The sequence below is a fragment of the Marinomonas sp. G8-14 genome (assembly GCF_055808935.1).
The window spans coordinates 363,299-387,725 of sequence record NZ_CM147891.1 but is presented as its reverse complement, the minus strand read 5'-3'; the positions used below and the strand labels follow the sequence as shown (position 1 = coordinate 387,725).

The 24,427-nt window shown below is 43.8% G+C and carries 22 protein-coding genes and 4 pseudogenes; 13 read left to right on the top strand and 13 right to left on the bottom strand.

Translation table 11 applies throughout. The features are described from left to right. Positions 1-48 precede the first annotated feature (48 nt). The 5 genes and pseudogenes from AC0L6V_RS01895 (at position 49) to AC0L6V_RS01875 (ending at position 4,022) form a co-directional block, all read left to right on the top strand. On the top strand, positions 49-2,346 hold the full coding sequence (locus AC0L6V_RS01895) for a 7TMR-DISM family protein (RefSeq protein WP_418138720.1): 2,298 nt from the start codon (positions 49-51) through the stop codon (positions 2,344-2,346). 44 nt (positions 2,347-2,390) lie between these two features. Next, complete coding sequence (locus AC0L6V_RS01890) at positions 2,391-2,732, top strand: histidine triad nucleotide-binding protein (protein ID WP_265217063.1); 342 nt, start codon at positions 2,391-2,393, stop codon at positions 2,730-2,732. 14 nt (positions 2,733-2,746) lie between these two features. Next, positions 2,747-3,379 (top strand): 2-polyprenyl-3-methyl-6-methoxy-1,4-benzoquinone monooxygenase, encoded by a 633-nt coding sequence (gene coq7 / locus AC0L6V_RS01885; protein WP_265217062.1) that lies wholly within the window; start codon positions 2,747-2,749, stop codon positions 3,377-3,379. Between the two features lie 2 nt (positions 3,380-3,381). Next, positions 3,382-3,621 (top strand): annotated as a pseudogene (locus AC0L6V_RS01880) (pyridoxamine 5'-phosphate oxidase); the annotation flags it as partial. Between the two features lie 65 nt (positions 3,622-3,686). Further along, on the top strand, positions 3,687-4,022 hold the full coding sequence (locus AC0L6V_RS01875) for a pyridoxine/pyridoxamine 5'-phosphate oxidase (protein WP_321160263.1): 336 nt from the start codon (positions 3,687-3,689) through the stop codon (positions 4,020-4,022). 37 nt (positions 4,023-4,059) lie between these two features. On the opposite strand, the gene AC0L6V_RS01870 is transcribed toward AC0L6V_RS01875, so the two are convergent. Beyond that, complete coding sequence (locus AC0L6V_RS01870; RefSeq protein ID WP_265217762.1) at positions 4,060-4,617, bottom strand: alpha-ketoglutarate-dependent dioxygenase AlkB family protein; 558 nt, start codon at positions 4,615-4,617, stop codon at positions 4,060-4,062. Here AC0L6V_RS01870 and AC0L6V_RS01865 point away from each other — a divergent pair. The 4 genes and pseudogenes from AC0L6V_RS01865 (at position 4,599) to yfaE (ending at position 9,505) form a co-directional block, all read left to right on the top strand. Then, positions 4,599-5,366 carry a heparan-alpha-glucosaminide N-acetyltransferase gene (locus tag AC0L6V_RS01865; protein WP_265217061.1) on the top strand — a complete coding sequence of 256 codons (768 nt, stop codon included), beginning with the start codon at positions 4,599-4,601 and terminating at the stop codon, positions 5,364-5,366. The two genes, AC0L6V_RS01870 and AC0L6V_RS01865, sit on opposite strands and share 19 nt — an antisense overlap. A 301-nt stretch (positions 5,367-5,667) precedes the next feature. Beyond that, positions 5,668-7,931, top strand: a pseudogene (nrdA, locus tag AC0L6V_RS01860) (class 1a ribonucleoside-diphosphate reductase subunit alpha). 161 nt (positions 7,932-8,092) lie between these two features. Further along, positions 8,093-9,225: pseudogene (gene nrdB / locus AC0L6V_RS01855) on the top strand (class Ia ribonucleoside-diphosphate reductase subunit beta). Further along, positions 9,209-9,505, top strand: a complete 297-nt coding sequence (yfaE, locus tag AC0L6V_RS01850; RefSeq protein WP_265217059.1) for a class I ribonucleotide reductase maintenance protein YfaE — start codon at positions 9,209-9,211, stop codon at positions 9,503-9,505. The pseudogene nrdB and the gene yfaE overlap by 17 nt, the downstream one beginning before the upstream one ends. On the opposite strand, the gene AC0L6V_RS01845 is transcribed toward yfaE, so the two are convergent. Both AC0L6V_RS01845 and AC0L6V_RS01840 read right to left on the bottom strand, forming a co-directional pair. Beyond that, the gene (locus tag AC0L6V_RS01845; RefSeq protein WP_418138719.1) at positions 9,502-9,846 is read right to left on the bottom strand and encodes a hypothetical protein; all 345 of its coding nucleotides are present in this window, start codon (positions 9,844-9,846) and stop codon (positions 9,502-9,504) included. The genes yfaE and AC0L6V_RS01845 overlap by 4 nt on opposite strands. 8 nt (positions 9,847-9,854) lie before the next feature. Then, positions 9,855-10,106 carry a CDP-alcohol phosphatidyltransferase family protein gene (locus tag AC0L6V_RS01840; RefSeq protein WP_418138718.1) on the bottom strand — a complete coding sequence of 84 codons (252 nt, stop codon included), beginning with the start codon at positions 10,104-10,106 and terminating at the stop codon, positions 9,855-9,857. A gap of 115 nt (positions 10,107-10,221) precedes the next feature. Between AC0L6V_RS01840 and AC0L6V_RS01835 the strand changes: the two genes are divergently transcribed. Next, positions 10,222-10,983, top strand: a complete 762-nt coding sequence (locus AC0L6V_RS01835; RefSeq protein ID WP_265217058.1) for an alpha/beta fold hydrolase — start codon at positions 10,222-10,224, stop codon at positions 10,981-10,983. Here AC0L6V_RS01835 and AC0L6V_RS01830 read toward each other — a convergent pair whose 3' ends face one another. Genes AC0L6V_RS01830 through AC0L6V_RS01810 form a run of 5 tightly spaced genes read right to left on the bottom strand, consistent with a single transcriptional unit; the run spans position 10,984 to position 14,780 of the window. After that, a complete protein-coding gene (locus AC0L6V_RS01830) occupies positions 10,984-11,889 on the bottom strand; it encodes a hypothetical protein (RefSeq protein ID WP_265217056.1) in 906 nt (301 codons plus the stop codon). 17 nt (positions 11,890-11,906) lie between these two features. Further along, positions 11,907-13,121 carry a TonB-dependent receptor plug domain-containing protein gene (locus AC0L6V_RS01825; RefSeq protein ID WP_418138717.1) on the bottom strand — a complete coding sequence of 405 codons (1,215 nt, stop codon included), beginning with the start codon at positions 13,119-13,121 and terminating at the stop codon, positions 11,907-11,909. Next, positions 13,087-13,500, bottom strand: coding sequence for a hypothetical protein (locus tag AC0L6V_RS01820; protein ID WP_418138716.1), 414 nt, complete (start codon positions 13,498-13,500; stop codon positions 13,087-13,089). Before AC0L6V_RS01820 ends, AC0L6V_RS01825 begins: the two co-directional genes overlap by 35 nt. Then, a complete protein-coding gene (locus AC0L6V_RS01815) occupies positions 13,460-13,894 on the bottom strand; it encodes a TonB-dependent receptor plug domain-containing protein (protein ID WP_418138715.1) in 435 nt (144 codons plus the stop codon). The genes AC0L6V_RS01820 and AC0L6V_RS01815 overlap by 41 nt, the downstream gene beginning before the upstream one ends. Before the next feature lie 19 nt (positions 13,895-13,913). Further along, complete coding sequence (locus AC0L6V_RS01810; RefSeq protein WP_265217047.1) at positions 13,914-14,780, bottom strand: prephenate dehydratase; 867 nt, start codon at positions 14,778-14,780, stop codon at positions 13,914-13,916. 117 nt (positions 14,781-14,897) lie between these two features. On the opposite strand from AC0L6V_RS01810, the gene yidD reads away from it, so the two are divergent. Beyond that, positions 14,898-15,158, top strand: a complete 261-nt coding sequence (gene yidD / locus AC0L6V_RS01805; protein ID WP_265217045.1) for a membrane protein insertion efficiency factor YidD — start codon at positions 14,898-14,900, stop codon at positions 15,156-15,158. Here yidD and AC0L6V_RS01800 read toward each other — a convergent pair. From AC0L6V_RS01800 to AC0L6V_RS01785, 4 genes are all read right to left on the bottom strand, one after another. Then, on the bottom strand, positions 15,155-15,808 hold the full coding sequence (locus tag AC0L6V_RS01800) for a LuxR C-terminal-related transcriptional regulator (RefSeq protein WP_418138714.1): 654 nt from the start codon (positions 15,806-15,808) through the stop codon (positions 15,155-15,157). The two genes, yidD and AC0L6V_RS01800, sit on opposite strands and share 4 nt — an antisense overlap. A 28-nt stretch (positions 15,809-15,836) precedes the next feature. Further along, entirely contained in the window at positions 15,837-17,795 is a 1,959-nt protein-coding gene (gene acs / locus AC0L6V_RS01795) for an acetate--CoA ligase (protein WP_418138713.1), read from the bottom strand. Positions 17,796-17,945: 150 nt separating this feature from the next. Next, positions 17,946-18,623 carry a class I SAM-dependent methyltransferase gene (locus AC0L6V_RS01790; protein ID WP_418138712.1) on the bottom strand — a complete coding sequence of 226 codons (678 nt, stop codon included), beginning with the start codon at positions 18,621-18,623 and terminating at the stop codon, positions 17,946-17,948. A 100-nt stretch (positions 18,624-18,723) separates the two neighbouring features. Continuing rightward, positions 18,724-19,341: an HAD family hydrolase gene (locus tag AC0L6V_RS01785; RefSeq protein WP_265217035.1), complete on the bottom strand. Its 618-nt coding sequence runs from the start codon at positions 19,339-19,341 to the stop codon at positions 18,724-18,726. A gap of 277 nt (positions 19,342-19,618) precedes the next feature. On the opposite strand from AC0L6V_RS01785, the gene AC0L6V_RS01780 reads away from it, so the two are divergent. Both AC0L6V_RS01780 and AC0L6V_RS01775 read left to right on the top strand, forming a co-directional pair. Next, a complete protein-coding gene (locus tag AC0L6V_RS01780) occupies positions 19,619-20,647 on the top strand; it encodes a TAXI family TRAP transporter solute-binding subunit (protein ID WP_265217033.1) in 1,029 nt (342 codons plus the stop codon). A gap of 110 nt (positions 20,648-20,757) precedes the next feature. Then, positions 20,758-22,882 (top strand): annotated as a pseudogene (locus AC0L6V_RS01775) (TRAP transporter permease). Between the two features lie 87 nt (positions 22,883-22,969). On the opposite strand, the gene AC0L6V_RS01770 reads toward AC0L6V_RS01775, so the two are convergent. Further along, positions 22,970-24,352, bottom strand: a complete 1,383-nt coding sequence (locus tag AC0L6V_RS01770) for a peptidoglycan DD-metalloendopeptidase family protein (RefSeq protein WP_265217032.1) — start codon at positions 24,350-24,352, stop codon at positions 22,970-22,972. Positions 24,353-24,427 lie beyond the last annotated feature (75 nt).

Genomic DNA, 24,427 nt, shown 5'->3' with positions numbered 1-24,427 from the left:
ATCTAGTTAATAATGATAGCCTTCATAGAACTTGTTTGGGCTAGCGTTTTGTTTTACCAATTGATTTTACTATTTTTACTCGGCACCTCCAACATAGTGTGGAGCTCAAACACGATCGCCATTATTGATGATTCAAACAGTGTCTTCAATATTGGTAAAAGTGGCACCTATTTTATTGATGCCGATAAAAACCTCTCATTTGACACCATTTCATCGGATCTATACGCAAAACGTTTTCGCCCACTGAATCGAAACTACCTGCAGTTTGGCTTAGTCAAAGGCAATGTTTGGATACGCACAGACATTGCCATCCGGACCACCAGCAACATGCCTATCTTGCTGGAAATAAACACCCCCAGACTACAATACCTTGATATATACCTTCCTAACTTATACGAAAATCAGGTCCAAGCAGAACTCGGTGGCGCACGCCCCTATAACAATAGACCAATTAAAGCGCCCCACTATGTGTTTAACATCCCAACGAACTCACCACCTGTTTTTACCTTGTATTTGAAGCTTTCTTCTGATTTGCCGATTAACGCTAAAATTGAACTCAAAACCCTTTCACAAATGAGCCTAGATGCCCAAAAGAACCTAACCTTTACCGGCATCTTAATTGGCATACTCATCACTCTGTTTGTTTGTAATGTGTTCTTTTTTATCAAAACCTCACATCCTATGTATCTCATTTACAGTGGCTTGCTAATTGGTATCACAGCATTGCATCTTTCGATTCATGATCAGATATCCGCCTTTTTTCCGGATCAGATAAATATTCAAGAGCGCATCTACAATCTAGCGGCGCTATCATGCCTGTGCGCTATTGTGTTTTTTTCTCGGCTCTACATAGACACTAAAAACTATCTACCTAGAATAGACAAAGCATTGCTTATCATTGGTTCAATTAATGCCCTATTTGCGGTTGTATTTACCCTTTCTCCAGAGCAAATAAACATAGTGATTCTGTCCTCGATGGTGGTAATCACACTGACGCTACTGACCATTCACGCTGTTGCTGCGTTTATTTATAAAGTCCCTTTTTCTGGGTATTACTTGGTTGCCAGACTAATATTGCTTATAGGACACTTTGCTTGGATATTGTCCGTTTATGGCATTATACCCAGTGCCATGCTATTGGAGTGGGGGCTAACCATCACGATTATTATTGAAGCGATGATCCATTTCACTGGCATCATTGCACAAACAACCCCTTTATTGCAGCGACATGCCCACAGAACCAAACATTCTCAAACTGAGATCGCAGACCTTTTGTCTGATCTGTCCAGTCGTTTGCGTCGTCAAGTCAATATCATTGGCGGGGGGCTCACGCACCTTGAACAAGCCGCTACATCAAACGAAACAAGACTGTTTTTATCGAGCAGCCTAACGGCCAACAATAATTTAAAAAATCTGATTGAACGAATTGATCTACTGAATGACGTAAGAGAAAACTCACCACCAGAACAATCTTATCCGATACCACTCGATCAACTAATCGACAACGCATACAACAATGTGCAACGCTTAGACCAAGACAATGCTTTAATAGAAATCAATAGCAACAAAACGGCCCAAGTGGAAATATTGCAGCATGCCTCTATCTTGCAACACCTTATTGAAAGCCTCGTTCAGGAGTTCAAACACTTTACGGACCAAGTGCTTACTCTTGATATTACTCGACACGATCTGAATCGAGAAGGCATCACAATATTAGAACTCAGCTGTTACCCTCTACCTAAACGTATCCACACAAGTACAGCAAGCTTTGACCTGGGCATGCACTACATCACACTGCTTATTCAACACATAGAGGGGGAAATGCAAATATCTGAGAGCAACCATTATCGACGTATTGATATTCAACTCCCGATACGTGCGCACATTCGTCCAGCAAACAGCGAGATCGGCCAGCACAACCACTTTGATATTATACTTTTTGGTCAAACAGACCATGATTTGCAAAAAGCCCTCACGCTGCTGCAAAGTCATATCAATAAAATAGAACACTTTACTACCTTAGAGAGTCTACTCGATTACTTAGAACTACCTACCAAAAGAGAGTCTGGGTCCATTATTTTAGTCTTCGACAATGGGGGACATATCCCCCATGTCACACAACAGAGACTACTTCCATTAATGCGCCATGAAGATCAGTGCTTACTCATCAGCAACAATGTTAAAATGTCATTAGATTACGCCAAGAAACTGGGGTTTGATGAACTGATCGCCTGCTCAGAATTAGAGAGCCAACTGCAGCAGAGAATATCGCGCCTTATACAAAAGGGAGAGAGGCTAAGAAGTACATCCTTGTCACGGATCAAGCCTTTGCGCAAAACACCTTGAAGCAACACAACTAACCTTGAATAATACCAATGAAAGGAGATGATATGGACTGTTTATTTTGCAAAATAGTGAACCGAGATATTCCGGCGACCGTTTTATATGAAGACGATGATGTTCTGGCCTTTGAAGACATCATGCCTCAGGCGCCAACCCATCTCCTAGTTATTCCTAAGCGTCATATAAGCACTTTAAATGATCTCACAGATGCTGATGCTGCGGTAATAGGAAAACTGCCTATCACGGCGGCCAAGATAGCAAAACAAAAGGGCATTAGTGACGCAGGTTATCGCGTTGTGATGAACTGCAATGAGATGGGCGGACAAACCGTTTATCATATTCATATGCATGTACTGGGTGGCCGCGCCATGACATGGCCTCCAGGTTAGCAAGAGGAAATACAATGATCTCTTTTTTAGATAAAGCCGTATTGCAATTTGATCGTGCACTGCAAACGCTGGTACCTCATGCCGCTAAAGCATCGCGCCCTTCTCCTGCAAATTTGCTGGAAGAAGGTACTCTAGACCTTTCTGAGCGTAAGCATTCATCCGGTTTGATGCGCATCAACCACACAGGAGAAGTCTGTGCCCAAGCACTGTATGCGGGACAAGCCACCACAGCAAAACTTGCTGCAGTGCGCGAAGAAATGGAACATGCGGCAGATGAGGAGATCGATCATCTAGTATGGTGTGAGCAACGACTTTATGAACTGGGCAGCAGACCTAGCCTGTTTAATCCATTTTTTTATGGTGCATCTTTTCTTATAGGTGCAGGAGCAGGATTGATCAGCGATAAACTAAGCTTGGGATTTGTTGCCGCAACAGAAGATCAGGTTTGTATTCATCTTCAAAAGCACATGGCAACCTTGCCAGCACAAGATGAAAAGAGTAAAGCGGTGTTAGCACAAATGCATACAGATGAAGCCAAACACAAAGCCATGGCTCTGGCTGCAGGCGGATACGAGTTTCCTAAGCCTATTATGGCTATCATGACACAAGTATCTAAAGTCATGACCACAACAACTTACCGGATTTAATCATGAACAGAGATCTTCATTCTATTCGACGCGACTATCAGTTCGATGACCTCCTAGAAGAGCATGTCGGACATGATCCGCTTACCTTATTTGACAATTGGCTCGAAAAAGCCATAGATTCCTGCCCTGACGACCCAACAGCTATGGTATTGAGTACGGTTGGTAGCGATGGCTGGCCACATTCCCGTGTGGTGCTGTTAAAACAACGTAATGACGCTGGTTTTTCTTTTTTCACTAATTACGATAGCGAAAAAGGCCAACAATTAGCCCTTAATAATAAGGCCAGCATGACTTTTTTTGGCCTGCCCTGTCACGCCAAATTCGTATCGAAGGCCATGTTGAAAAAGTCGCTCGCCATATATCAGAAACCTATTTTGCTAGCCGCCCTCGAGGCAGCCAACTCGCCGCCAGAACATCCAAGCAAAGCACTGTTATTGCCAATCGCGACGCGCTGCAGACGGCGTTTAACGAAGAAGAGCAAGCTTTTAATGGTCAAGATGTGCCCTGCCCTGAAAACTGGGGTGGCTATGTATTAAAACCCAAATTTATTGAATTTTGGCAAGGTAGACCCAGTCGTCTTCATGATCGCATCTGCTTCACACAACAAGACAACAACTGGATCATCACCCGCAAAGCCCCATAGCGATCCAATACATTTCGGTCACTAACAGAACTCGCATTCAAAGCAGGAGACGAAAGGTTAAACTCACTCGCTCCTCTTTGATGCGTTTTCTTACAGGCAAAGAATGCTGCCAAAGCACCTGTGTAGAAGCAGACATTACTAGCCAACTGCTATCTTCCAACTCAAGACTGTGCTTAATCTGGTGATTCGCTTTCAAACGAAATAGGAAAGATCGTTGCGCGCCAAGACTGAGCATGGCCACGACAGGCGCAGGACCCAATGACTTCTCATCATCAGCATGCCAACCCATGTATTCGTCACCGTCTTGATACCAATTCAATAACAAAGCATTAAAAGGCTGCTGCGCTAACGATTCAGCCTCCTCTTTGACGGGTACCAGCCAATCGGGCCAGCCGGTGCCAAAATGATCCTTTCCTGAGTAGCGATAACATATACCCGCATCCGCAACGAAAGCCACCTGACGGGGCACTACAATAGGACGACCAAACATCAACAAACTCTCTCGCTCCCACGGCAAATCTCCCTTAAGTCGCGGCAATAGGTGCTGTAAACTTGAGCTAGAAAATGAGTATCGGTATGATGGCCGAACTTCCACCCCATTTTTTACTTTGGACTTCAATGCAAACCTCTCCTGTTTTTGACCCAACCAAACGCAGCGCATTTTTAGATGTTTATCGTGGCTTTGCTGTTTTACTGATGATGATATTCCATTTTTGTTGGGATTTACGTAATTTTGGTTTCATGGAGTTTTCCATATACGACCCTTTTTGGGTATATTTCCGCAGCCTCATCCTCACCCTATTTCTGACTGCGGTTGGCTGGTCCGCCTACATAGCCTACAATCAGTTTAGCAAGCCATTCACTTGGAAACGCGACATTAAGCTGCTTCTTTCCGCTGGGGCTATTTCACTGGCCACCTACTTAGCTATGCCGAATCAATGGATTTATTTCGGTATCCTGCATTTTATTTTTGTCGCCTCCATCCTCGTAAGACCTGCCGCGAAATGGCCTATTGCTTGTGCCATACTAGGCATAACCATTGTTATGATTTACCACCTCACTCAATGGCTTCACTTCCCTAACGCTTTCTCAACGATCACTCGCTATGTCCCACTCCCTGATCGAACACTGGATATCGTTTTTCCATTTCCATGGATTGGCGTTGTGTTTATTGGCCCTTTGTTGGGTTATTTAAACTGGCACCAATGCCCAACCCCCAATCATATCGTCACTCATGCATTAGCGTTTATGGGACGTTACGCCCTACCTATTTATCTTAGCCACCAGATTATTTTATTTGGCCTTGTGGCGGCGTTCAAAATGGTGCTTTTGCAATTTTCTTGATCACTTTTCGTGCATACCAAACCGTTCGACTTCGTCCTGAAAAAATAGATGAAATTTGATTTTATAGCCTTGCCAATTGCTAACTTTACGCTTCTTCTGGCAAACAAAGTAAGTGACCACTTAGGCATTATTTGTTTCTGAATTTAGAGTTTTTTTCAAGCCTTGATTTTCAATTGAATGCGCACTATTGTTCGTGACAAATCATTAGCAAAAATACTACATATAGTGTGTCAGACAAAAAACACACACTATATAGAGTAGTTTACCTCTTTTTTACAATGCACTAATGGGAAGTTAAGGCATGAGCACTCTCACAGTTACTAAGCGTAACGGGTCGACCGAAAACATCAACCTAGAAAAGATCCATAAAGTCATCGCCTGGGCGGCTGAAGGTCTAGAAAATGTCTCTGTATCCCAAGTGGAGCTAAAGGCACGAATCCAATTTTTGAAGGCATTCGTACTACAGATATACATGAAACCTTGATCAAATCTGCTGCCGACTTAATTTCTGAGCACACACCAGATTACCAGTACCTCGCTGCGCGCTTAGCTATTTTTCATTTGCGTAAAAAAGCCTTTGGCAATTTTGAACCGCCACATCTTTATGCACATGTAAAAAACCTAGTCCAACAAAAGCGCTACGACTCACATCTGCTTGAAGATTATTCAGAAGATGACTTCAATCAAATGAATGATTTCATTGACCACTCACGTGATATGAATTTCTCATACGCAGCGGTAAAACAGCTTGAAGGTAAATACTTGGTACAAAACCGAGTAACGGGGGCCATCTACGAAAGCCCTCAGTTTATCTACATACTCGTTGCGGCTTGTTTATTCGCAGGCTATGACAAGCACGAGCGTTTGAACCTAATCCGTCGTTTTTATGATGCTGTATCTAAGTTCAAAATTTCATTACCCACACCGATCATGTCTGGGATTCGTACTCCGACTCGTCAGTTCAGTAGCTGTGTATTGATTGAATGTGGCGACTCTTTAGACTCGATCAACGCAACGTCCAGCGCCATCGTAAAATACGTTAGCCAACGTGCTGGTATTGGTGTAAATGCTGGTGCTATTCGTGCTCTAGGTAGTCCAATTCGTGGTGGTGAAGCTTTCCACACAGGTTGTATCCCATTCTACAAACACTTCCAAACTGCGGTGAAAAGCTGCTCTCAAGGTGGTGTGCGTGGTGGTGCCGCCACTGTGTTCTACCCTATTTGGCACCTTGAAGTCGAAAGCCTATTGGTACTCAAAAACAACCGTGGTGTAGAAGAAAACCGCGTTCGTCACCTAGATTATGGCGTGCAGTTTAACCGCTTGATGTATCAACGCTTAATCAAAGGCGGTAACATCACGCTGTTTAGCCCATCAGACGTACCAGGTCTATACGATGCCTTCTTCGCCGACCAAGAAGAATTCGATCGTCTATACACCCTGTATGAGCAAGATCCTACTATCCGTAAGCAAACGATCAAGGCAACGGAGTTATTTACTTTGTTTGCTTCTGAGCGCGCCAGCACGGGCCGTATATACCTGCAGAACGTGGATCACTGTAATACGCACAGTCCATTCGATCCAAAAGTAGCGCCAGTTAAACAAAGTAACTTGTGTTTGGAAATCGCCCTTCCAACCAAGCCACTGAACAGTATCGATGACAAAGAAGGCGAAATCGCCCTTTGTACTCTATCGGCATTCAACCTAGGCGCGCTTGAAAACCTAGATGAACTAGAAGAGTTAGCAGAACTGATTGTTCGCGCCTTGGACAGTTTATTGGATTACCAAAACTACCCGATTCCAGCAGCACAACGTGCAACGGAACTACGTCGTACCCTAGGTGTGGGCGTTATTAACTACGCGTATTACTTAGCGAAAAATGGCGTTAAATACTCTGACGGCAGCGCCAACGAGCTAACACATAAAACCTTTGAAGCCATTCAATACTTCCTATTGAAAGCGTCTAACAAGTTAGCAAAAGAGTTTGGCCCATGCTTGGCTTTTAATGAAACCACTTATTCTAAAGGCATTTTACCAATCGATTCTTACAAAAAAGAAATCGACAATATCGTTTCTAACGAATTGTTCTACGATTGGGAAAGCTTGCGTACAGAGATCGTGACTCACGGTCTACGTAACTCAACGCTAACCGCCTTGATGCCATCTGAAACGTCTTCTCAGATCAGCAACGCAACGAACGGCATCGAGCCGCCTCGTGGTTTTGTTTCTGTGAAAGCCAGTAAAGACGGTATCCTAAAGCAAGTCGTGCCTGAGTTCGAACGCTTGAAAGAAAACTATGAATTGTTATGGACCATTCCATCAAACGATGGTTACCTGCAATTAGTGGGCATCATGCAAAAGTTTGTTGACCAAGCGATCTCTGCAAATACGAACTACGACCCACAAAAATTCGAGTCGCAAAAGGTACCGATGAAGGTCATTTTGAAAGATCTGCTGACAGCTTACAAACTAGGGGTAAAAACCCTGTACTATCACAATACTCGTGATGGCGCTGACGACAAGCAAGAAGACATGGATGATTGCGCTGGCGGTGCTTGCAAGATTTAATTCATCTGTCGTCGTACATTTTTTTGCACGATAGACAAGCAAAGCCTCATCCAAATGAGGCTTTGCTACGTTTAATGCTTTAATGAAATACCCAAATCTATTAATAACTAAGACATTTTTATTTGGAAAATGCCTTATGCTTTTGAGGAATCCCCTAAGACATGAGTTACTCGACTTTCAACCGTAAGCACTTCGATAGTATGAAAGAACCTATGTTCTTTGGCGAAAATGTCAATGTTGCTCGTTACGACCAACAAAAACATCCTATTTTTGAAAAGCTGATTGAAAAGCAGCTGTCCTTTTTTGGCGTCCAGAAGAAGTCGATCTTTCAACCGATCGCAAAGACTTTCAACGCCTAGAAGAACACGAGCAACACATTTTCTTGAGCAACCTAAAATACCAAACCTTATTAGACAGCGTACAAGGTCGTTCACCCAACGTTGCTTTCTTGCCCATTGTTTCTTTGCCCGAGTTAGAAACTTGGATTGAAACCTGGTCTTTTAGTGAAACCATTCACAGCCGTTCTTACACACATATCATCCGTAATATTGTTAACGATCCGACCAAGATTTTTGACGACATCGTTACTAATGAAGAAATTACCAAACGCGCTGACAGTGTGTCGATTTATTATGACCGCCTTATTGAAATGGTGAATCTTTATAACACCATGGGCATGGGCACATTTAATGTTCCTGGCAAAGGCGACATTGAAATCTCCATGCCTAAGCTCAAAAAAGCGCTTTACCTAACTATTGCCTCTGTCAACGTATTGGAAGCCATTCGTTTTTACGTTAGCTTTGCCTGCAGCTTCGCCTTCGCAGAGCGTACGCTCATGGAAGGTAACGCCAAAATTATCAAACTGATCGCTCGCGATGAAGCTCTTCACTTAACGGGCACTCAGCACATGTTGAATTTAATGGCTTCTGGTAAAGATGATCCAGAAATGGCCATCATTGCTGCAGAATGCCAAGACGAGGTCCGTCAAATCTTTATCGAAGCCGCGGAACAAGAAAAAGAATGGGCCACTTATCTATTCAAAGACGGCTCAATGATTGGTTTGAATGCTCAAATCCTAGGTCAGTATGTTGAATACATCACCAACGTACGCATGCAAGCCGTGGGTCTAGAAACCTGCTTTGCAACCAAACATAATCCAATCCCTTGGATCAACGCTTGGCTAGTCAGCGACAATGTTCAAGTGGCGCCACAGGAAGCAGAAATCAGCTCTTACCTAGTGGGTCAAACGGACAACAATCTAGACGACTCAGATTTCGATGACTTTGATCTCTAAGCCAGCAAACAAAACAGCAAGCGACAAAGTTCACCGTGTCTTATTGGGGAAAAAACAAATCCTTGTCACAGAAGACGAGCCCCTATTGATACAACTGGAACGTGCTGGTATTCATGTTGAATACCAGTGTCGTGAAGGCTATTGCTCTTCTTGTTCTATCAAACTTTTATGGGGCAACGTCAGTTATCCCTTTGAGCCTTTAGCATGGGTACAAAGTGGCTACTTATTGGCTTGCTGTGCCATTGTCAAAAGCGATATTGAAATTGCTTTTTTTGACTAACGCAACGTACAGTAACCCGCATAAATCCGGGTTACTGTTGTTATCCAACAGATCACACCAAACAAATAGGCCATAACGGCAAAGTAACTGGGTAGTAAGCAAATCAAGACTAAAAATGCGATGGTTTCTGTCCCTTCGGCCAATCCCCCCAGAAAATAAAGTGACTTATGTCCGTATTCTAGACGCTCAATCTTGCGTTTTTCCGCCATAATGGCAAACGCCAGAAAACTACTGCCCGTTCCCATAAAGGAAAAAATTAGAAAGCTCGCCGCCAACGCGTTATCGACAGGATTCATTAGGGCAAAGCCAAAGACCACCGCCGAATAAAAAATGAAATCCAAGGTAATGTCTAAATACCCCCCAGATCCGTAGGGCCTTGTAGCCTAGCTACCGCACCATCTAGGCCATCCATGACCCTATTTATAATCACAAGCACCAATGCCAAAGAGGTGTTTCCAAAGTACAAAGCAGGCAGCACCATCATGCCTATCACAAAACCTAACAAGGTAATCCAATTGGCTTTTACACCTAGCTTATCAATGACAACCGCCGCTAAACGCAAGGGATGTTTCAGCGTTTTAATAAACAATGTATCTAACATTCAGACAACTACCTTGATTCTTTAGGGACGAAACTTTCAAAGACTTGTTACAATATAAACAAAGCCGCGCTCATCGCGCACCTACTTATTCACTTCCCTGCATGATAAGGCTTCTATGATATACGCAAAACAATACGGCTCCGCAGGCCCTAATCTTATCGTTATCCACGGACTATTTGGCAACGCGGACAATTGGCACTCCATCGCACAAAACTTATCGGAACACTTCACGGTACATTGCATTGATCTTCCTAACCACGGGAAATCAGACAGTATGACAGACGCCAACTACCCAAAAATGGCAGAGGCAGTACTTGATTGGGCAACACTTAATAATATCGGCGCTTTTTATTTGCTAGGACACTCTATGGGTGGCAAGGTTGCCATGCAAATGGCAGCGATGGCAACACCAGGCAAAATAGAAAAACTCATTGTCGTTGACATAGCCCTGGTCGATTATCAGCCTAGCCATACTCGCATCTTAGAGGGATTGAAAGCCGTTGAGGAATCGCAGCCAGCGTCACGAAAAGCGGCTGATACACTGTTAAGCCAATACGAACCACAGTTAGCCGTGAGACAGTTCCTATTAAAAAATCTGGTGAAAAGTGAACATGGCTTTACATTAGAACTCTCAATAAAAAACATCGCTGAAAGCTACGCCACCATCTTACAAAAACCCATCATTGAAAACGCGATAAACACACCCACTTTGTTTATCAAAGGCGAAAATTCAGACTACATTATCGCCGCATACCAAGAAGAAACGGCCACACTCTTCCCTAATGCCAGTGTAAAAATAATACCCGGTGCAGGTCACTGGCTCCATGCCGAAAAACCCCTTCCTTTTACCAGTTTGGTAAGACGATTTTTACAATGATCAATCACATAGTGTTTCGGAACATAAGCCATAGCGGTCTTTCAAGAAAGAGGCCGATGGCGGCACCACACCATGGGCTTTAATAAGATAGGGATTAAAACTGACTCTTAGCTTTTCGGGGTACACAGCGTCTAGCAGTACCCCTTTGGTACGCCACATCGTGATCCGCTCTGCTAATCCCTCTAATTTCGTGTCTGTATCGGAATAAATGGCGAACAATGAGCCTGCGCGTACAAAAGCAAAAGAAGGACCTATCATGACTTGCTGCTTATGAAAAAGTAGCTTGAGAATATCTTGTGCAATGCCATTTTTATAAAGCTCGGTATCCACTAACGAAAAAATCATCGTAGATTCATCCAAAACAAAGTTTACTGACCTTAAAATAGAAAGGCGGTCCGTCTCTGTTCTTAAAAACTGAAACTCAAAGCCATATTGCTCAGCCTGACGCGACATCTCCTGCTCATCAACTAAAAGATGTTCACTATAGATCACGGCCAATGGTTTTTTATCAAACCAAATCGCTTCCAATAAAGCCAAACGCTTTTCAATAGGGGCGCCAGAAAAAACCGCACTGGTCGGAACCGAGCACTGTGGTTGAGCCTTCAAATATTCTTCTTTGCCAATAAAAATCGACACCACCATGCCTTCAGACACTGATGAACATACCTGCCGAAAACTGTCCGCCCCAAGGGTGATGAAGACATCTTTATCATTAGAATAGCCGATGTTTTGCATAAACAAAGCACGTCGTACTGGTGTTAACTGAGTATCGGAAGGCAACAATTTAGACAATTGGAAAATCAAAGAACGTACCGAACTTTCTTCAATATCATGGACCACATAAACCGATGCCGATACATTCATTGAGGCAAGCAATATACATATAAGAGATAAAATCCTTTTCACGTTCCTACTCACCTTGATTAGAACGTAATATTGGTAAAGACATAGGCAAACGTGTCTTTAGTCAAATTGTTGTGTCTAGAGACAAGTGCGTTATCGTCTAAACGCGTTTCCATCCCAACCCCCATCGTTGCTTTAGAGTACCCACCTAAAGCCAACTTATAAGACAACCAGGAGTTAAGGAATTTATACTCCCTATTATTTAGTTCACTACCGTACCAAAAGTAGCCATTCACAGCGAATCTATCACCTAGTGGTTGACTACCAAAAAACGACATCATGATTGGTGTTGTTGCGTCTTTGAGTTTAACGTTATCGGTTTGAGTGTCCTGATAGGCATAGGTAAAGCGGGTAATGGCGCCAGACTGGAAGCGCCAATCCAACTCAAGTTCGACACCATTTATATTGACGTCTTCCACCACACCTTCTTCAATAGGACTATCGACAGTATAGGCTGTAAATAGTTTCTGGCTTAACACCATATCCTGCACTTTATCGTGATACAACTTTATATCTGTGGACAAGCCTTGATTTGACCAATAATGATAGTAGCCTATTTCGTAAGACGTAATTTTTTCTTCTTTTTCCCCCTTCACTGCATAGGTAGTTGGCGACACTTCACCACTAAACAGAACATAGTGCCATTTGAAATATTGATCTGCTAAGTCAGGCGTACGAACCGCCTCAGAGACATTAAAACGAAACGACTCCTGCTCTGACAGTTTATAGGCCACACCGAATTTGGGAGACAAAAAACTCCCTCCCATTTGGCTGCGCTCAAACATAGCGCCGGTATTCACTACCCAGCGATCACTGGCTCGATATTCCAGATTACTAGAAAGTCGAAACACCTCATCATTGGCTTTACCAGATAAATAATGTTCTGAATCGGCTTCATCCCAACGATACCCTACCGCCGAAATCAAACGTAGATTTTTTGCAGCTTCCCACGTGCTCTGTAGTTCGAGATCATGGCGAGTCTCCAATAAATCGACTTCAGAAGAAGCGTATACAGGGGCAGTAACAGAACCACCAAATAGCAAATTATAAAATGATGGACTGAGTACAGCTTGATGATATTCCCCCATATCTGATTGGTCATAATAATACTGCACTTTTACTTCATGATCGGCTGAGACTTGCTGGCGATAGCTCACTTTAATATGTTCACGGTCAATCAATCGCATCGGCTTATTAATATCATACGAATCTAAACCATAATCTGCGGGCTTCAACCTTATCCTTTAAATGGCTCGCTCCGATGTCTAAATCAAAAGAACTATTGACTGTTTCCTTTTGTATAAGCATGTTTCCCATGGACGAGCGATGACCATCATGTCTGTCATTGCCATCGAAATCTTCATCAAAGCCATGGACGGCACTTGTCGAAGCCGACGCCCGATAACTCCAATCGCCATTCAACCCACTGTGCTGCCCGTAAAGTCGATAATCCCCACGGGAGCCAGAATAAGCCGACATACTATTGCCCAAGGTTTCTAAAGGCGACCGGGTAATAATGTTCACAACGGCAAAAAAGGAGTTAATACCATAACTGGCTGCATTGGGGCCGCGGTTAACCTCTACCCGAGCAACATCTTCTATATTCAATGGCAAGGTTGCCCATTCCACCCGCGCGAGTCCCCGTACTGTAAACAGAACGACCATTAACAAGCACTTGAATACGACGATATTGATCCAGTTGCGTGCCGTGATAGGACGCCACTTTTTGACTCGACGTTTTATAAGGTACAACAGAAAAACCAGGGACAAATTGCAGTAAATCTTCTACATATTGCATATTAACACGACGAATAAACTCGCCATCTAATACAGACAAAGAGGAAGAAACATCCACTCGCGGCTGAGGCATTTTAGACGGTGTTACCACAACAGGGATACTATCTATAAAAGACTCGTATACTGTCTCATCAGAAAGTTCAGTAGCCAATAGAAAATTATCAGTCTCGGCACTCGCCGGCATATTCAGAGAAAGAAAAAAACCGCGCACATCCATCGCTTCATAACGTTTATTTCAACCTATAATCATCAGCAAGATAGGTCCCTAATACACGAACATCTTCAGAGAAGAAGCGTAATTCTTCAATAGCCGACTGCATCGAAGAAGATTGAAAATGCGCTTCAACATCGACATAAAATTGAGTCGCGGTAAAATTTCCATTCACCATGTAACTCTCTAGTTTCAACATATTAATCCCTTGTGTCGCAAAACCGCCCATGGCTTTATAAAGCGCTGCTGGTATATTGCGCACGCGAAACATAAAAGACGTGATGTACGTTCGCCCTTCTTCATAAACAGGCATTTTTTGCTGACGAGAAAACACCAAAAAACGTGTTGTGTTGCCGACCGAGTCATTAAAATAGGTTTTCAGTACTTTCAAACCATAAAGCTCGGCTGCCAGCTCTGATGAAATCACCGCCAAACCAGGTTCTTCAAATTCCGCAATATGTTTGGCGGCCCCAGCCGTATCATACATAGCTTGGCTTTTTGCCCCTAAGGCCTTAATGTTACCGTCACATTGGGCCAACGCCTGAGGATGGCTGCCTATCCGAGTAATTTGCTCTAGTGTCATAGAGTGACGCGCGATCAAGCAATGATTCACTGGTTCAAAATGCTCTTTCACGACATAAAGTTGAGTCCGCTTTAATTCGCGATATATTTCCTCAACCCGCCCTGCGGTAGAGTTTTCAACCGGAATCATAGCGTAATACGCATCCCCTCGTTCGACCATTTGTAAAGCGTCGACAAACGTCGCACAATTGACACTGGTCCAATCAGGAAAAGTGTGTTTACAAGCCAAATGAGAGTAAGCACCAGGCTCACCCTGATACGCCACTATCTGTGTCGCATCGAGTGTTAAATGTTGGTCAGGCATAAAATAAAAAGCTCTATCATATATTTCTTTTAGATTAACAAATAGACGCTACTATATACACTAAAATGACGCCTGCCGATTCGCCAATGTCCCTCACAAAAAATAGTATGATAAAAAATGGTTAGAAAAATATTTATTCAACTGGTAAAAGGCTACCAATTCTTTATTAGCCCACTATTGGGAAACAACTGTCGTTTTTATCCGAGTTGCTCTCAATACATGATTCAGGCAATTGAAATGTATGGGGTAATAAAAGGCGTGTATCTTGGACTGAGACGATTATCGAAATGTCATCCATGGCACGAGGGCGGTATTGACCCTGTTCCTGCATGCCAATGCAACAAAGAAAAGACCAACAAGATAGAGGAAAAAAGTTAACTCTGTGACGACGACATGTGTAGTTTCAAGTCACTGGCAACCAACACAGCTTGTGTTCTGTTATTGATTTCCAACTTACGAAAAATCGCGGTAATGTGTGCCTTAACCGTCGCTTCCGAGATAGACAACTCGTAGGCAATTTGCTTATTCAACAAGCCTTCATGCAAATAGCACAGCACTTTGTATTGTTGAGGCGTCAATTCTGCCACTTTATTTTGCATTGATAGATCAGGCTTGGGTTGATTAGCAACCACTAGCCTGAGATCCTCCGGCAACCAGATATCGCCCGCCAAAATAGCATGAATAGCTTGCACATAAGTTGCGGCTTCGCTGGTCTTCGGAATAAACCCAAGCGCACCAGCATCAATGACTTTTGCGACCATTGTGCTGTCTTCACTGCCAGAAATGACTGCCACGGGAACATCTGGAAAGTCTTTGCGAATTCGAACCAATCCATATAAATCGCCACTACCAGGCATATTTAAGTCCAGCAGCAACAAATCAAGATCGTTTAGATTGCCCAAACATTGCAAAGTGGAATCCAAATCATGGGATTCCACTATAACAATACCTTCTATCTCCGCCCGTAGCGCACCAGATAGCGCGCTACGGAACAAGGGATGATCATCCGCGATAACAAGTGAAATCACTCTCTGTCCTTTTTAAACATGTAAACGGTCACACATTTAAACGGTTTTCGATTAAATCATCAACCACACTTGGATCAGCGAGTGTACTTGTGTCACCAAGTTGATCATGTTCATTAGCAGCAATCTTCCTTAGAATGCGTCGCATGATCTTACCAGATCGCGTTTTTGGTAATCCTTTACTCGCCCACTGAATCAAATCTGGCGTGGCAATCGGACCAATTTCTTGGCGGACAAATTGTTTCAGCGACTTAGTCAATTCCTCATCCGGCACGACACCGGCGACAGCACTGACATAAACATAAATACCTTGCCCCTTAATGTCATGAGGATAACCAACAATAGCGGCTTCCGCGACCGCAGGGTGCGCAACCAACGCGCTTTCTATCTCAGCGGTGCCTAAACGGTGACCGGACACGTTCAGGACATCATCCATGCGCCCAGTGATCCAATAATGTCCGTCCGCATCTCTTGACGCACCATCACCAGTAAAATACATCCCCTCAAACGTACTGAAGTACGTCTGCTCAAAACGATCATGGTCACCGTACACGGTACGAGCTTGGCCAGGCCAAGAATCCGTGATCACTAAGCCCCCGTCCACTTGCACGCCTTGCTCATTTAGCAAAGTACCTTGGGCATCCACTAACGCTGGCAGCACACCATATAAAGGACCAGTACAAGGGCCTGGTTTCACATCCGCTTGGACTATCCGTGGCGACATCATCATGCCACCCGTTTCTGTTTGCCACCAAGTATCCACTATAGGACAAGAAGATTTACCAATCTCACTGTAATACCAAGACCAAGCTTCAGGGTTAATAGGCTCGCCCACACTACCTAGCACTCGCAATGAATCACGATGACTAGAACAAGTCGCCTCATCGCCTTTTGCCATCAACGCACGAATAGCCGTTGGCGCCGTATACAGAATGGTGACACCAAATTTGTCAACAACGCGACCAATTCTGCCAGAATCGGGATAAGTCGGTACCCCTTCAAACAAGATACTGGTCGCGCCATTCGCTAATGGCCCATAGACCATATAACTGTGGCCTGTAATCCAACCGACATCAGCGGCACACCAATAAATGTCATCAGGCTTAAGATCAAACACCAACTCATGAGTTAAAGACGCATAAACCAAGTAACCGCCAGTGGTGTGTACCACGCCTTTTGGTTTGCCCGTTGAGCCAGAAGTATAAAGAATAAAGAGTGGATCTTCCGCGTTCATCGGTTCAGCTGGGCACTGGGTACTTTCGCTTTTAACTTCAGCTGCCCAGTCTAGATCTCGCCCTTCAAACCAAGGCACGTCCTTTTGAGTATAGCGATACACCACAACCGCTTCTACTGATGGACAAGCATTGTTACTTAATGCCATATCAACATTATGCTTAAGGGGAATGGTATTGCCAGCTCGTCGACCTTCGTCGGCGGTAATCACTAACTTCACTTCGCAATCGTTGAGTCGATCGGCAATAGCATGAGCAGAAAAGCCGCCAAAAATAACCGAATGGATAGCACCAATTCTAGCGCAAGCCAGCATGGCGTATACGGCCTGTGGAATCATCGGCATATAGATAGCGACACGGTCGCCTTTTTTGACACCCTGACGCTTTAAAAGATTGGCTAAGCGACCGACTTCATCGTGCAACGTTTGATAGGTAATCGCTATTTTGTCATCACTTTCTTTATCGCCTTCACAGTAATAAGCGACTTTGTTAGCAGACAATGCTAAATGGCGATCAATGCAATTGTAGGCTACGTTAAGCTCACCATCTTCAAACCATTTAATGCTTACTTGACCACGTTTAAAAGAGGTATTTTTGACTTTTGTATAAGGTGAGAACCAATCCAAACGCTTGCCTTCTCGACCCCAAAATTGATCTGGGTTTTCAATCGACTCCTGATAGCGTTTTTCAAATTCTGCTTGACTCACATTGGCATTTTTTGCCGCCTCATTTGAGGTTGCGCTATATGATGACTTCATAACCCGCTCCATTGTTAAATTTGTTATTCGGATGCTGAACTACTATAACCCGCCAAGCATGACAATCTATTCCACTTTAGTCTTATGACAAAATAGAATCAGGTAAACCGTCCAGCCTTGACAAAAAATGGCAAACGCACTTCTTGTTTCTTACTCGGCTCTGACCAAGCGTCGCGAATAATGGGTGATGCGTTTACTAAAAAATCCTCGCCTTGCTCTTGTATGCGTAATTGAGAGGCTGACCAGGTTCGAATAAAGTCCAAGGTTTGCGTAACAGTCCAATGGCAATTGAGCCTCAAACTCAGGAACATCCATTAAGGCAAAAGGAAATTGAATATCCCGATACTGATTCCATAATAAACGGCTCTGAGGGGGCCAATAAGTCGTCAAATGCGGCAACACAGACTCTGCAATGGCTTTGTCCTCAGCCTCCCCTACCTGCAACCAGTTATATCCCCAGCAAACGAACATCCCACCAGGCTTTAAAACACGTTTAAGCTCTGTCCAAAAAGCCTCTAAATCAAACCAATGCAATGCATGAGCCACACACACTACATCAAAATAATGATCTGGATAAGGGGTCTTTTCAGCTGGGCAAACTTGATAATTCACTTTGCGATGCGGTGTCGCTGCGGTGATTTGTGATTCGCTTATGTCAGATGCTTCTACACGATCAAAATACGCCGCCAGATCAACAGAAGCCTGTCCCGTGCCACAAGCACAATCCCACACCACGCTAGGCGAAGTTACTTGCTGAGATAACCAATAATAGAGCCTCAGCCGGATACAAAGGCCGAGTGCGTGAATAATAAGTAGAAGATTGCCCATCAAAAGTACGCATAGAAACCCCAGGACTAAATAGCATTCACACCCCAACCGCTTAATGAAGGTTCAAAGCAACATGGCTTTTGCCATCTCACTATCTTTACTAAATAACTCCGTATCGATAAAGCACATCTCGAGCTTCATCAACCCCCTTTACTCGATAGGCCTGCATGCCTAACCGATTCGCGGTATCGATATTCACTTGATTATCATCAATAAACAAAATTTGTTCAGGCAAAACCTGTAACTGCTCAATAACATGCTGATAAATGGCGTCATCAGGCTTCACAAAGCCCACCAAATGAGAAGCATAATAACTGTGAAATTTACCTGCGAGTGCCATTTCATCCATGAGCCTAGGCCAGTGCGCCGCATTTGTATTCGATAGAATAGCTCGATGATATTCCGGCTTAACCGACTCAACCAACTCAAGCGCTCCTGCAAACAAGCCTCTGGGCCATGCCTTAAAAGACGCCTTAAATGTCTCCTTGTCTATATTACTGTTTACTTCCTTTAACAGTCTATCTGCAAATTGGTCAAAGGTAATTTTACCAGAATCAAAGGCTGCTACGGTTGGTGAACGTAACCACTTCAGCCAAATCTCAGACTCTTCACCTTGAGTATTCAACATAGCATGCATTTCGGAAATGTCGCCTAAATCAACCAAAACATTGCCCAAATCGAACAGTACAACACGAATATTATGGCTTTCTCTCATCATTTCCTTACCTTACCCCATCGGCAAAAAATTGCTCATGTAAAAAAGAATAAAGGCTTTAATACCCTGCTATGGTCTGTCTTTACTCGCTTTTATCATAAGCAACTTTTTGCCGATATGGAAACCTCATCTATAAGCAACAAATAGCGCATATGTGCACAAAAAATGAAAGATCACTGACATTATTAAAATAAAGCCATAAATATCAAATAGATAAATATCTGGCATGAAAATCGCTATAGGTTATTTAACTAACCCCACTAACTAGGAGAAAAATAATATGAAATTGGGATTTGTTACCAAAACGCTTCTTTCTACTGCAACGGCAGCAGCGATTGCCCTATCAGCAGGAAACGTATCCGCTGCGGAGAACCGCAACTACATTTTAGCAACGGCCTCAACAGGTGGTACTTATTATCCTGTTGGTGTGGCGATAGCCACGCTAAGTAAAGTCAAACTCGAGCCTAAATTTGGCCTTTCTGTATCAGCAATCAGCTCGGCTGGATCCGGTGAGAACATCAAGCTTTTGCGTGAAAATCAAGCTCAATTCGCTATTCTACAAGGGCTTTATGGTGCTTGGGCGTGGGATGGAGAAGGTCCATTTGAAAGCTCAGGCAAGCAAACCGAACTTCGCTCTGTCTCTATGTTGTGGCAAAACGTCGAGCACTTTGTACTCAAATCCGATTTAGCCAAAACAGGCACAGTCGCCGACTTGAAAGGCCTTGAGGATACCAATCATAAATTCTCAATTGGCACTAAAAACTCAGGAACAGAAGGCTCTGGTCGCCAACAACTCAAAGGCTTAGACATTGACCCAGACAAATTTGCCCTTGCTTATATGGGCTATGGTGCCAGCGCAGATGCCATGCAAAATGGCAACATAGATGGTATGAACACTCCTGCAGGTGTACCGGTCAGCGCAGTGACACGTCTTTATGCTTCGATGGGCGACAAAGTCAAAGTACTAGACTTTACCGATGAGCAAATCAAACAAGCAAACGGCAATTACGAGTTATGGACTCGCTACGTCATCCCTGCCAACACCTACCCAGGTCAAACCAAAGACATTAATACAGTCGCTCAGCCTAACTTCTTAGCAACGCGTGCAGATTTATCAGAAGAGGATGTCTACGAACTGACCAAGTCACTGTATGAAAACCTCTCCTACCTCAGTGCTATCCATAAAGCAACGTCGGTGATGTCGATAGAAAAAGCCATCGAAGGACTGCCTGTACCCTTGCATCCAGGCGCCGCACGTTATTATCGTGAACGCGGTATTAATATACCAACTCGCCTAATCGCAAAATAACAGCGCAAAATAACAAGACATACAAGGGTTATCGCGTCGTACGCCTGTGCGGCGCGACACTTTTCTTCTTGCTCAACACGTTCTTTTGCTCTTATAAAGGTAGCTTGTCTATGACTGCTTCATCGCAACCCACCGCACCTCAAGACATCAATCTTGACGATTTCGAAACAAAATACCGTTCTGGCCCTTGGCTAAATAGGTTCGTTTTTATCCTGTCGATTTTTTTGGCAACGGCACATATTTATATTAACACTATCGCCACACTGCCTGAACTTTGGGTCTCTGCTTTTCATTTTTCTGGCTTCGGTATCCTATGTGCTTTGCTGATTCCAGCCAACCCTAAATGGCGAGACAGCAAAACCGCGCTATGTATCGACGGCGCCATCGTATTTGCGCTAATTGGCATGGTGCTTTATATCGTCTTTTTTGAAGACGCACTTTATGCCAGAGGAGTAACGTTCAACACCTCCGATTGGATTGTATCCAGTATGGCGGTGTTATTGTCGCTTGAGCTTATTCGCCGAACCAGCGGCTGGTTTATCCCTTTCCTTATCCTTGTCGCATTGACCTATGTCGTCCTCTGGGGAAGTTGGCTAGGAGGCATGTTTAATTTTCCTGGCCTGAGCCTTGAAACCTTACTGTATCGCAGTTTTTTCAGCACAGACGGTATGTTTGGTTCCATCTCTAGGATCTCATGGAGCTTTGTCTTCATGTTTATTTTGTTCGGCGCTTTTTTAGTCAAGTCTGGTGCAGGCGATTTTATCATTGATCTATCTCGCTCACTTGCCAGCAAGATGATTGGTGGACCAGGTTTTGTTGCCGTACTCGGCTCGGGCTTAATGGGCTTCAGTATCAGGCTCCTCTGTTGCCAATACAGTATCCACTGGTGTCATTACCATTCCATTAATGCGTAAAGCTGGATTCCCAGCACGCTTTGCCGCAGGCGTAGAAGCGGCGGCTTCTACAGGTGGACAACTTATGCCCCCAGTTATGGGGGCCGGTGCCTTTATTATGGCATCCTATACACAAGTCTCCTACGTGACGATCATCAGTGTCGCGGCCATTCCAGCGCTACTTTATTTTCTTTCCGTCGGGTTCTTTGTGCGTGTGGAAGCCAAACGCAGTAAAGTGATCGCGACAGAAAGTGACAATGCCGTCGACATACTCCAAGTTCTCAAAGATGGCTGGCATCACATCGTACCGCTTGGCGTGTTAGTAACATTGTTAATCCAAGGCTTTACCCCAACTTACGCCGCAGGCATCAGCATTCTAGCCGTAATTGCCGCTTCATTTTTATCTAGCAAACACCGAATGGGACCTGCTGCCGTTCTTGATGCCATGGCGCAAGGGGCAAAAAACATGTCAACCACCGCGGTGTTGCTTGTCGGTATTGGTTTAGTCGTTAATGTGATCAGCACCACCGGTGTAGGCAATACCTTTTCTATTTTGATTACCAATTGGGCGGGCGGAAGCTTGCTCTTCACCATTATTCTGGTGGCGATTGCGTCCTTAATTTTAGGCATGGGTCTGCCTGTAACGGCCGCCTATATTGTACTGGGCACACTCTCTGCACCAGCCTTGTTCAACTTGATTGCCGAAAGCCAATTATTAGAGATGATGACGACAGGCAATTTACCCGAAGCAGCCAGTGCGGTGTTTATGCTGGTCGATCCTTCCGCCATCGCAGCATTGGCCCAAGGTATGCCGATGGAGCAAGCGCAAGCTTTACTAACACAAGTGCCTAACGATTTCAAAAGCATGCTAATGGATCAAGCGCTAGGGGCGCAAAGTGTTGCCATGATATTGGTCACTGCCCATATGATCATATTTTGGTTGTCCCAAGACAGTAACGTCACCCCGCCAGTCTGCTTAACCGCTTTTGCTGCGGCCGCCATTGCCAAAACACCGCCAATGCTAACAGGGATGACAGCATGGAAATTAGCAAAAGGGTTGTACATTGTGCCTCTTTTAATGGCATATACCCCATTAATTGGTGGTGATAGCGAAACATTACTACGCCTGTCATTCTTCGCTATTTTTGGTATGTATGCTTTGGTTGGCGCCATGGAGGGATATTTAGAAGACAAACTGTCCTTACTAACTCGACTGATTGCATTGATCGCTTCTATCATGATGCTATGGCCGGATTTGGCCCTTTGGATTCAATTTATCGGTCTTGGTATTTTCTTGGCGCTGTTTGTGATGGGGAATAGATCTTTTAAAAAGACGGCCTAAAACGTTCTGCGCGGCCAAAAACAAAAGGCACCTCATGGTGAGAGTGCCTTTTTTCACTTAATCAGCGTCACCCATATGGCTGACTCATTATGGTTTTATGCTTTTGCCTTCGCTTTTGTCACCAGACATCAAAGTTAGCCAACGTTTAACGTTCGCATCATATTCAACCCGCTCGGCTTTAGAGATGGACTGAGTGGTCGGTATTTCAGCAGTCATTGGATTAACCGGACGTCCTCTGACATGCAACTCATAATGTAAATGAGCACCTGTTGTACGCCCCGTATTACCAGACAAAGCAATAACTTGACCACGTTTAACTTTTTGACCTTGCTTCACTAAAATTTTGCTTAAATGCAAGAAGCGTGAGCTGTAAGGTCCAGTGTAATCCACCACCACATATTTGCCTGCATACTTATGAGTGGCAATACGTGTCACTATGCCATCACCAGTCGCTAACACTTCCGTTCCTGTTGGCGTCCCCAGATCCACGCCATTATGGGGCGCTGGATGGCCTGTGATAGGGTGCAAGCGGTTAGCATTAAAAGGCGAAGTAACTCGATATTCCTTACGGGTAGGCCAACGCAGTAGAGCCGGTGTTAAGCTGTTGCCATTCTGATCATAAAAACGACCATCTGAGTGCAAAAAAGCACGATAAGTTTGTCCCTGAACCGTAATTTCCAACGCTTCTAATTGGCTTTCGCCAACTTTTACATTATTAATACTGCCGTTTTTAACCACAAAATTAAAAGTGTCATTGGCTCGAACATCTTTTCGAAAATCTACTCGGCCTTTTAAAACATCATTAATTATGAGGATGTTTGCATCAGATAAGCCGGCTTTTTTAGCCGAAAGATAGAAGTTACCGACTATTTTGCTATGAACCACTTTGTCTTTATAAGTGATAGGCTTAATGTGTTCTTCATAAACAAAACCACCGCTGTCATGCTGAACATAAGAAACACTTTTACTAATATCAATACGTCGGGTAAGAGAGAGCAATTCGCCGTTTTCATCTAGTTTAAAGGTGAACTTATCATTCGGCAGTAAAGGCTCAAGTACCAGATATTCTTGATCTGCTTCAAGCACAGCATACATAGACTCTCTGGACAACCCAAGACGCGCAAAAATACGCTCTAAAGTATCACCAGACTTAATCACATAGTCTATTGAAGGAAGTGGCGCTGTGACTGTTTCAACATTTTTCAGTGGATCCGTTGTCACCAAAGAGTCATAGTCGTTGTCTTCATCCGTATTGGTATCTTCCTTAACAACGGGTTTTCTAGTCGTTGCTTCTTTTCGAACTGTTGTCTCTTTTTTACTGTTGGGTAAAGTAAAATCTTTTACATCCTGAGTTGGTGATACAAGCGATTCATAGACAAACAACAAGATAACAAAAACAACAAATATAAGAGATAACCAAACTCTGGGACCAGACAAGATCCAACGCGAGAGGCGTGTTATAAATTGCATAAATAAAAACTCATTAAACGAAGATATGGCCCATAAAGAACCTAACTATGCACTAACCCATAGTTCGTACATACT

Bases quoted from the DNA above. Each gene is read 5' to 3' on its own strand.
- AC0L6V_RS01890 (WP_265217063.1), top strand. From the start codon at position 2,391: ATGGACTGTTTATTTTGCAAAATAGTGAACCGAGATATTCCGGCGACC.
- coq7 (WP_265217062.1), top strand. From the start codon at position 2,747: ATGATCTCTTTTTTAGATAAAGCCGTATTGCAATTTGATCGTGCACTG.
- AC0L6V_RS01865 (WP_265217061.1), top strand. From the start codon at position 4,599: ATGATGGCCGAACTTCCACCCCATTTTTTACTTTGGACTTCAATGCAA.
- yfaE (WP_265217059.1), top strand. From the start codon at position 9,209: ATGACTTTGATCTCTAAGCCAGCAAACAAAACAGCAAGCGACAAAGTT.
- AC0L6V_RS01840 (WP_418138718.1), bottom strand. From the start codon at position 10,106: ATGTTAGATACATTGTTTATTAAAACGCTGAAACATCCCTTGCGTTTA.
- AC0L6V_RS01835 (WP_265217058.1), top strand. From the start codon at position 10,222: ATGATATACGCAAAACAATACGGCTCCGCAGGCCCTAATCTTATCGTT.
- AC0L6V_RS01810 (WP_265217047.1), bottom strand. From the start codon at position 14,780: ATGCCTGACCAACATTTAACACTCGATGCGACACAGATAGTGGCGTAT.
- yidD (WP_265217045.1), top strand. From the start codon at position 14,898: ATGGTTAGAAAAATATTTATTCAACTGGTAAAAGGCTACCAATTCTTT.
- acs (WP_418138713.1), bottom strand. From the start codon at position 17,795: ATGAAGTCATCATATAGCGCAACCTCAAATGAGGCGGCAAAAAATGCC.
- AC0L6V_RS01790 (WP_418138712.1), bottom strand. From the start codon at position 18,623: ATGGGCAATCTTCTACTTATTATTCACGCACTCGGCCTTTGTATCCGG.
- AC0L6V_RS01785 (WP_265217035.1), bottom strand. From the start codon at position 19,341: ATGATGAGAGAAAGCCATAATATTCGTGTTGTACTGTTCGATTTGGGC.
- AC0L6V_RS01780 (WP_265217033.1), top strand. From the start codon at position 19,619: ATGAAATTGGGATTTGTTACCAAAACGCTTCTTTCTACTGCAACGGCA.
- AC0L6V_RS01770 (WP_265217032.1), bottom strand. From the start codon at position 24,352: ATGCAATTTATAACACGCCTCTCGCGTTGGATCTTGTCTGGTCCCAGA.